Annotated in this window: 3 protein-coding genes; all 3 read right to left on the bottom strand. The window is 57.6% G+C overall.

Annotated elements, in window-relative coordinates; genetic code table 11:
• Positions 1–214: RNA 3'-terminal phosphate cyclase (locus JRI46_12500; GenBank protein MBW2040385.1), on the bottom strand; the 214-nt coding region annotated here is incomplete at its 3' end.
• Positions 211–1,221: a 2-hydroxyacyl-CoA dehydratase gene (locus JRI46_12495; protein ID MBW2040384.1), complete on the bottom strand. Its 1,011-nt coding sequence runs from the start codon at positions 1,219–1,221 to the stop codon at positions 211–213. The genes JRI46_12500 and JRI46_12495, both read right to left, overlap by 4 nt.
• Before the next feature lies 1 nt (position 1,222).
• Complete coding sequence (locus JRI46_12490) at positions 1,223–2,332, bottom strand: hypothetical protein (protein ID MBW2040383.1); 1,110 nt, start codon at positions 2,330–2,332, stop codon at positions 1,223–1,225.
• Positions 2,333–2,440: the final 108 nt, after the last annotated feature.

Here is a 2,440-nt window from a genome sequence, read left to right as displayed (position 1 = left end):
TTTGGGAGCCCAATTGAAGTCCCTTGACCTCAGCGTGACATATATCGGCCAGGGCCTGCACTCCCGCCAGGTGTTGAGCCCGCAGCCCGGGATTGGGCCTCCCCCTCCTGATTTCCCTGATGGTGCATGGGGTGCCCCAATAGGCAGCCATGGCCACGGCGGTACGTACAATTTGGCCACCGCCTTCACCATGTGAGCCGTCGATCTCAATCATTCGTAGATCCAGCCTTGGCTGCGGTATCTCAGCATCTCCACGAAGCTCTCCAACCTCAATCTTGTGCGGGCATCGATGGGGGACGGCCTGTCCCCCTCTATGGTCAAGATGGGGACCTTTATCTCCCGGCGCAGGATGATGTCCTGAATCTGACGGAAGCAAAAGGCCTGGACATAATGTATGAGCCCCTCGATCTGCCTTCTGTGCACCTCCCTCTTAATATCCTCCAGGCGGGCGAAGATGGAATAGGGGTAGGTGTACAGGAGGTATTGCTCCACGATGTCCTCAGTCACGAAGGGCATGCTGAACTGGCGCTGTAGCTCGTTGAAGACCACCCTCCCCCCGAGGCCCTCAAGACAGTCATAGAGGTCTGTGAAGATGGGAGGGACCCCCAGATATCCCAGCCTGACCCCCTGTGATGGGGGCCGACGGCCCTTGACCTCGGACAAAAAGCGATCCACCTCCCCCTCAAACACCCCCCAATCACCCATCATGTCGCTGGTGCTCACCAGGAAGTAGTGGTTCTCAAATCCAGTGACCACCCCCTCTTCCCAGGTGAGGCGGTCTATCTCCTGGACCTTTGCCCTTACCCTGTCCAGGGTCTCTTTGGCCTCCTGCACCTGGGCAGGGGTGACCCCAAAGTGCTCCATCATCTTCTCTATCTGCAAGGCCAGCAGGTCCCGGTCTCGATCATAGGGATAGGCAAAAGGGAAAACCCGCACCCCTTCTGTCTGGAGGACCTCTACGAGGGCGTGGGTGTTGCTGCAGTCCCCCTGCGTGACCGCCACCACCTCCTCTATCCCCTCTTCGAGGGTTACCCCATAGATCCCCTTGATCCATCCGCAGGTGTTTTTGGGGAAACCGACGGCCTCGGCCTTGGCCAAGAATCGATCCCGCTCAGGGCTGTTGATGAAGATGTTGTTCAGATCGATGGGGACCTTCTCGGCGGCAAAGAGGACTTCTATGGGGATGGTAGTGGTAAAGCCTACCCTCTTTTTGCCTCCCATCTCATCCCCCCTGTAACCCCTTCTCCCTCCGCCACAGAAGCATATCGATAAAGGCCTCCAGGAGGGTCTGAATCCTGGCCTCTACATCTTGTTCGTCCAAGACCAGGGTCAGGACAGGGATGTGGTAATCCCTGCTCACCTGTTTCAGCACAGCGGCGGCAGTGGTCTCGGGCATGCAGGCAAAGGGCATGAGGTGGACGACCCCGTCATATCCCTCCTGGGCCCTGATGATTGTCTCCCCTACGGAGACATTGCATTCCGCCCCCACATCGTAGCCCAAGTATTCTAGGGATGCCTGATAAAATCGGAGCCTCTCCCTCTTTTGTTCCCGGCCCACCCCAAGGCTGCGGCCGATATGGGTGCTAAACCAAGAAGTCCTGGTCACCTCCACCCCCAACTCCCCGAGACGCTGTTCCACCCCCCTGTTGATATCCGGATCCATGACAGTGTAGAGTTCCCCAACAATGGCCACCTTGAGGGGGCGACGCCCTGAAGCCTGCTCGGTCCCCTGTATGATCTTCTCCCCCTCTTGTGCCGCCTCGGTGATTGCCTTTTCCCCCCTGGCCTCGTCGAGCATGTGCAGGGCCCTCTGCAGGTTTCTCTGGGTTTTTCCTTTGGTTGTCTCCCTAGCCCTCACCACCATGGCCGCTTTCTCCAACCTCTCAGTGGCCAACATCTTTCGCCACCCTATGTAGAGGGCATAGGGAAAGGTGAGGTAGTTCTTCAGGGTGAGCTCCTTTCGCAGGTGCTTGGTCTCCTGGTGGTTTTTCATCAGGGCCTCCCACGTAAGCCGTGGAGGGATGGTGAGCCAACGATAATGGAGCCTGAGGTCCTCCAGGATCACCTTGTGGACCAGGTCATAGAGCCCCAGACGGCAGGGGGGACCGCTGCCCACCATGACGATGGTATCGGCACCCATCTGCAGGGCCTCGATGAAGTTGCCCAGGATCACCTTAAAGGGCAAACAGATACACTCATTGGAGTTTTTCACCCCCAGGTCTAAGGTCTTTCTGCTCGTCTTGGGGGGTACAAGGTAGGGGATCCCGGCTGTTTCGGCAATGGCCTTGCAAAAGATGTGCATGGTGCCGAGGCGGGGGAAGGTAACCCTCATCCATCTTATCCTGTAGCCACTTTGCCCTTGTTGGTCTTTTGCACTTGGTACTCCTCCCAAGCGGCATCGGCAAGGGGTTTGTACTGGCTGGAATAATGGTCTATCTGT

The sequence above is a fragment of the Deltaproteobacteria bacterium genome (assembly GCA_019308925.1).
Taxonomy (GTDB): Bacteria; Desulfobacterota; B13-G15; order B13-G15; family RBG-16-54-18; genus JAFDHG01.
The sequence above is the reverse complement of the archived record's forward strand: the minus strand, read 5'-3'. Positions and strand labels throughout refer to the sequence as shown.

Excerpts from the sequence above, each read along its gene's own strand:
- JRI46_12495 (MBW2040384.1), bottom strand. The coding sequence starts at position 1,221 with ATGGGAGGCAAAAAGAGGGTAGGCTTTACCACTACCATCCCCATAGAA.
- JRI46_12490 (MBW2040383.1), bottom strand. The coding sequence starts at position 2,332 with ATGAGGGTTACCTTCCCCCGCCTCGGCACCATGCACATCTTTTGCAAG.